We start from the raw sequence: 6,209 nt of genomic DNA, 5'->3' as shown, positions 1-6,209 counted from the left end.
ATTGAGATGCGGCAGACCCTGCCCGGGGGGAGCAGCCACCCAAGGCTGTAAATCCTGGGCCAAGCGTTCCACCAAAGCCACAGAGCGATGCTGACCACCCGTACAGCCGATGGCAAGGGTCAGGTGCAGGGCATCCGCTTCGCTGTGATTGCACATACAAAATCGCACGATCTGAGAGCTTTTGTCGTCGATGAGGTGTCAAAGCTCCATTCGGACCTGTTGATCACCTGGCGTTCGGGAGGTACCGGATTTTGTTGATCGCCAAAGCTCTTAGCGTGAACAAAGTGAGGATAGGCACCATCAAAGGAGTTTTCCATCAGGCGCAGACCAGCACAGTGCCAAACTTTATACTTCATAAAGCGTCAAAGTTTGTTCCCTAACTGACCCCAACAAAGATGGTGAAGCATCCAAAAAGAGGTTCATAATCGTTACAGCAGGGGGCCTGGTAGCCTGAAAGAGGATTGACATGCCCGGATCCCCAGTAGATTCAGCAGCCCAGAGGCGAATGCGAGCGAAGCCGATGAGAAAACCCGCGATTGTCTGTGTGGATGACGAACGCTCCGTATTGGCCAGCTTACGAGATCAATTGCGTCACTGCTTGGGGGCAGACTACCAAATTGAACTGGCGGAAAGTGGCGACGAGGCTTTTGAGATTCTGGACGAGCTGAGCCAACAGGGATCCCAGATTCCCATCATCATTTCCGACCAAATCATGCCGGGGATGAAGGGAGATGAGCTGCTGATCAAGGTGCATACTCTTTTCCCGGAAACGATCAAGATCATGTTGACGGGGCAAGCCAATGTGGATGACGTGGGCAACGCTGTCAATCGGGCCCGCCTCTACCGCTACATTGCCAAGCCCTGGCACGATATCGATCTCTGCTTGACGGTGAAAGAAGCCTTGCGCAGCTACGACCTGGATCGGGAGCTGACCCTCAAAAATCAGGCTTTGCAGGAGCTTAATGCCTCTTTGGAGGCCAAAGTCCGGGAACGTTCTGCCCAGTTGGAAGAACGCAACCGCCTTTTGGAGGAACAAAACCAGCAGATTGAACAACTCAGTTTGCTCAAAGATCAGCTGATCAGCACCGTTTCTCACGATTTGCGCAACCCGATTGGCTCGATTTTGGGAGTGTCCCGCCTGTTGTTGTCCTTAGAAGACCTGCGCAAAGACCCGGAACAGATGACTGGATTGGTTCAACAAATCCATCGCTCCGCCGAACGCATGTTCAAGTTGGTGAACGATTTGCTGGATCTCTCCCGCATCGAACAGGGCATGCCCCCACAACGGGAAGTTGTCAACCTGAGGGAATTGCTCAGCCAACAGGTAGAGAGTTTTCAACCTAATTTTCAGGCCAAGTCACTCCAGATCATTTTTGAGCCACCGGCTGCTAATCTGACCCTCACCGCCGATGCTACTGGCCTAAGTCAGGTGTTCTCTAATTTAATTTCCAACGCGATCAAATACACCCCTCAACAGGGATCCATCACCGTTTCCACCCAGATGCAGGAGAATCGGGTCGCCATCCAAATTGCCGATACGGGTATTGGCATTCCTTCAGAATCACTGCCTCTGTTGTTTACCAAGTTCTTTCGTGTGGACAATCCCAATCATCGGGCTGAGGATGGTACAGGCTTGGGATTGGCGATTGTGAAGGGCATTGTGGAGCAACATCAAGGGCAAATTCAGGTGGAGAGCGAAGTGGGCAAGGGTAGTGTTTTTCGAGTCGTTCTGCCTTTGGATCCCACATTGAATTCTTTCTAGGGGTTTGCTTCCTTCTTCTACGCAAAGAACAACCAGCTGTGGATCCTGCGTTGAGTCTAGCAATTCGTCTTCTTGACTGCTAGCAAATACAGTCTTCGTCTGCCAGTTTCTAGGACTTGGCAACGGGTCTGAGTTGAGTATAATCAGTGCCTAGTATACGGATCAGCACAAAAGAACACCTCGATTGGATTGAATCAAATGGTTTACACCTTTGAGATTATTGGCATTGCCCCCGCCCTAAACTTCTTTTGTCAGCAACAGGAGCTGGCACAACGGCCCTGTGGGGTGGAATACTTGGGCACAAGTCCCTGTACTCTGGATGCTTTGTTGGGATCCCTGGAGGAGGTACCGGCCCGACGGGGTTGGGACTTGGATCAATTGATCGACACCGTGATCCGCTTTTGGTGTAGTAACCCCGACTTGGTACAGTTGTGGCGCTCCCGCCTTCGAGATGCTGGAGGAGATGCTCTTTTGGTCTCGCGGGTGGGGCATATCCAGTCTTTGCAGCAAGAGTTTGAGTGGCTGCTCGGGCAGTGAATGCCTTTAGCAGGTAGGCTAAGGGCAGTAGTCCCTTCCCCATTTCCACAACTCATGAGCGACACTGTTTTTGGCAAGATCATTCGTAGGGAGATCCCCGCCCAAATTGTTTATGAAGATGAGACGGTTCTGGCCTTCAAAGACATTGCCCCGCAAGCCCCCGTCCATATTTTGGTGATCCCGAAGCAGCCGATCCCTGGCATCTCTCAGGCCAAACCCGAACACGAACAGTTGCTGGGACACCTGTTGTTGACAGCTCAACGGGTGGCTGCCGAGGCAGGTTTGCAGAATGGCTATCGGCTGGTGATCAACGAAGGACAGGAAGGTGGACAAACAGTGTTTCATCTCCACGTGCACGTTCTGGGTGGGCGTCCAATGGGCTGGCCCCCAGGCTAGGTCGTCAGGTTTGCCGTCCAGTCTCGGCCTCTGCGGGTACAATGCTGCCATTGAGGATAGCCAGCGGGCGAGGTCTAGAACTGATGGAGTGGCATGTGACCGATGCAGAAAGCCTGATGATTATCGATCAGGAGGTCGGCAAGCACGAGCTTTCCCCGGCTGAGTACGAGGTGGTTCGTCGTGTTATTTATGCCACCGCAGACTTTGAGTATCTGAAGTTGATTCGATTCTCCAATGAAGCTCTGCAGGCGGGGGCGGCTGCCCTAGCGGCCCGTACCACCATTGTGGTGGATGAGCCAATGGTACAGGTGGGCATAGCCTTGGCCATTCAAAACACCTTCTCCAATCCCATCTACTGCAGCAGCGAAGCCGTTACCCGTCCGCAAAAGGACAAAACTCGTTCTGCTTGGGGGCTAGAAACCCTCGCCCAACGTTATCCTGAGGCGATTTTCGTGATTGGCCAATCCCAGACGGCCCTTTCCAGCTTGGTGCGGCTGATTTTGGAGCGCGAGGTCGCCCCTGCTTTGGTGATCGCAACACCTGCGGGTTTTGTCGATGTGGTGAAGGCCAAACAGGATCTGGCGGATTCGATGGTACCCCACATTCGGACTGAGGGTCGTAAGGGTGGCCCAGCCGTGGCGGCAGCGGTGTTGGACAGTCTACTGGATCTGGCGTGGCATGCCTATGTGCGGGCGAGTGGGGCCGAGCACCCTAGCAAATCCACTACTTTGTAAAGCGCGGATTGCTTTCGTTCTAGCCTAAGGTCTGGGGCGAAGATTTCTGCTTGAATAAGCGCATGATTTTTGGAATCCTGCCGCTCACCCACAATCCCCTTCCTTCCGTGATCTCGGTCACTTATTCCTCCCCCTGGCATCGACAGGATAGGGATGCGCTGTACCTACTGCGGTTTTGAGGGCGTTTTAAGTTGATCCGGCTCTTCTGTGGTGTTAGAGGTTTACCCATGAAATATCCGGTTTTCTTCTGCTGTGGCAGCTGCATCCTTGGCCTAATCTTGACACAAGCAGCTTGGGGGCAAACCCAGCAGGACTCACTATTCTTCCAGAACTCTAATGGGAAAGACCTCAGTGGCCACGCTTTTCCCTATCCGGTGGCATCGGCTCGGGGATCCTCACGGTTGGAACCGACTACTATTCCGTCTATAACTCCGACCCCAAGTAGCCCGTATCAACACTGGCAACAGATCCATGCTCCGCAACCCGGATCTGGAGGGTTATGGGAGGCCACATACAGCCCAACCCAGCAGGGATCCGATTGGATTGAGGAACTTTTGGAGGATCTGCCCTTTGAGCTGGAGCAGGGAGGGATCAGTTTGGGCCAGAACAGTCCCTTTTTCCTCCGGCCTGATGGCTTGGTGTATCGGCGATCCTATTGAAGGAAGTTGAGGGAATCAACTCTGTAGGATCTGCCCGATCAATTGGGTGGGATCTGGGATGACTCAATGACTCAATCCAAAGATCAAAGTGATCGGGATGATCCCGTGAACATCAATAGTGATTGCCCACTTTGCGATGATGAATAGCAGTCAGAGCATCCAGGTTGGAGACCCGGCCTGCTTCTAAGGTGCTGTAAACAATCCAGTGATCGCTGGTTTCCATGCGGCTGGCCACCCGGCATTCCAAGTAGGCCAAGGCATCGGCCAAGATTGGGGATCCGTTGGCGGCAGGGTAGGTTTTGACCCCAGCAAAGCGGTCGGCCCCCGGTGGAAAGCGCTTCAGAAAGTGCCGCATCAATGTCTGATAATTATCCTCCTGCAACACATTCAAAACAAAGGTATCCCCCACCTGTAAAAAGGACTCAATCGCCCGATCTTTGGCGACAGCGATGGTGATCCCCGGTGGCTCGCTGCTGGCTTGGGCCACCCAGGAGGCCAACATGGCGCTATGGGCTTGCCCCTTTTGGGCAGTGATGATGTAAAGGCCGTTGCTAATCCGGCCCAAGGCACGATCCAGATCGGCATCCAAAGCCTTCATCTGTTGAATGCTGCGATCCCGGGTTAGCCATTGTCCTAGGTCGGTACCGGCTTCCTCACACAATTGCAACAGGGCCTCGCTAGGGGGCTGCTTGAGCAGTATTGGGGCAAAGGCTTCTTTGGCACCGATTTCCTGGAGGGTGTTGCGACAGAGATAGACCGACTCATCGTCCTCTCCCCCGGATTCAAACAGGCCAAAGCTTTGTTTGCTGTGGGTGGCTGCCAGCAGGGTTTTGAGCAACACTTGGGTCGCTGCGGCATCTGGCCCGGATTGGGGGGGCATTCCCACCACTACACCCATGGCCAAGTTCATCAGCTCCCGCACCTCATGGGCATCCACCAGTCGAAAATCCACCAGTTCTGCCTGTACCCCCGTTTTTTGGATCCCATGGGCAATCGCTTGGGCTAAGGCTTCCGCCTGGCCATATCCCGACAGATAAAACACAGCCACCATTCGCTCGGCCTTGGCTTGCTCTAGGCTCCAGGTGCGGTATTGCTCCACCCAATCAACCAGGTGATGGCGCAGCAGGGGGCCGTGGCCAGTGGCAATAGCAGCAATCGGGGGTAGGGCCTCCATGCGCTTGAGGGCCGATAAGACAGAGCGGGCGTTCGGCCCCATCAGGCAGTCGTAGTAGAGTTTGTAGTCCGATTGCAGCAGGTGGGGGTGCTCATCCCAGGCAAAGTCATCGCAGTAGTGCATCCCAAACACATCGCAGGTGTAGAGGATTTGGGTGCCGTGGTCGTAGGTGAGGATGGTGTCCGGCCAGTGCAGGTTGGGGGCGGAGACAAACTCCAAAACATGCCCCTTGCCCAAGTCCAATCGGTCGCCATTTTTCACCAGCAGCCGCTCGAAGGGCTGATGCACCAAGTCTTCTAGGAACTGCACCGCCACCTTAGAGGCGACCACGGTGAGGTGAGGGGCAATCTCCAACAAATCCTTCACCAATCCACTGTGATCTGGCTCGGTGTGGCTGACCACCAAGTAATCGATCTCGGCTGGATCCAGGATCCCGTGCAGAAGATCTAGGTACAACTGGCGAAACTTCTCGTGGGAGGTATCGATCAAAGCCACCTTCTCGCCCCGAATCAAAAAGGAGTTGTAGGTGGTGCCGTTCTCTAGGGCAAATTCAATGTCGAAACGATCCCGATCCCAATCCTGGGAACGAATGGCGAGGGTATCGGCCCCAATAGGCAAGGTCTGTAGGGTGAGATGAGCTTGGGCTGAACGCGGTTCGACGGTGATAGTAGCCATGCTCCCTCTGGATTCATGAACGACTGGGTTACAGTTTTGATCTCAATGTAACCGAATGTTATGAGACATCGTCCTTATCCTGTTGGGTTGCTCAATCGGGATCCCTGATGATGCCTATTGACTTAATCCTGTAGCTGCGCTTCCTCTTACGAAAACCAGCGTAAAGCCCCCGGTTTCTAACCGGGGGATATAAGCGCACAGGCTGAATTGATTCAGCCGTGGTGTGGGTCGTTGATGTATTCCAACACCTTTCCAACCGAATGCCGATAATG

The 6,209-nt window shown here is 53.9% G+C and carries 5 protein-coding genes and 1 pseudogene; 4 read left to right on the top strand and 2 right to left on the bottom strand.

The window, feature by feature from the left end; translation table 11 throughout:
- Positions 1 to 123: pseudogene (locus tag JX360_RS18155) on the bottom strand (RapZ C-terminal domain-containing protein); the annotation flags it as partial.
- Positions 124 to 520: 397 nt separating this feature from the next.
- On the opposite strand from JX360_RS18155, the gene JX360_RS16885 reads away from it, so the two are divergent.
- From JX360_RS16885 to JX360_RS16870, 4 genes are all read left to right on the top strand, one after another.
- Positions 521 to 1,762 (top strand): hybrid sensor histidine kinase/response regulator, encoded by a 1,242-nt coding sequence (locus tag JX360_RS16885; protein ID WP_244353280.1) that lies wholly within the window; start codon positions 521 to 523, stop codon positions 1,760 to 1,762.
- 198 nt (positions 1,763 to 1,960) lie between these two features.
- The gene (locus JX360_RS16880; RefSeq protein WP_244353278.1) at positions 1,961 to 2,299 is read left to right on the top strand and encodes a hypothetical protein; all 339 of its coding nucleotides are present in this window, start codon (positions 1,961 to 1,963) and stop codon (positions 2,297 to 2,299) included.
- A gap of 54 nt (positions 2,300 to 2,353) precedes the next feature.
- Positions 2,354 to 2,695 (top strand): histidine triad nucleotide-binding protein, encoded by a 342-nt coding sequence (locus JX360_RS16875; RefSeq protein WP_244353277.1) that lies wholly within the window; start codon positions 2,354 to 2,356, stop codon positions 2,693 to 2,695.
- An 83-nt stretch (positions 2,696 to 2,778) separates the two neighbouring features.
- Positions 2,779 to 3,429, top strand: a complete 651-nt coding sequence (locus JX360_RS16870) for a precorrin-8X methylmutase (protein ID WP_244353288.1) — start codon at positions 2,779 to 2,781, stop codon at positions 3,427 to 3,429.
- Between the two features lie 771 nt (positions 3,430 to 4,200).
- Here JX360_RS16870 and JX360_RS16865 read toward each other — a convergent pair.
- Complete coding sequence (locus JX360_RS16865) at positions 4,201 to 5,937, bottom strand: diflavin flavoprotein (RefSeq protein ID WP_244353276.1); 1,737 nt, start codon at positions 5,935 to 5,937, stop codon at positions 4,201 to 4,203.
- Positions 5,938 to 6,209: the final 272 nt, after the last annotated feature.

Source organism: Thermostichus vulcanus str. 'Rupite' (assembly GCF_022848905.1).
Taxonomy (GTDB): domain Bacteria; phylum Cyanobacteriota; class Cyanobacteriia; order Thermostichales; family Thermostichaceae; genus Thermostichus; species Thermostichus vulcanus_A.
This window is presented reverse-complemented; position numbering and strand designations above follow the sequence as displayed.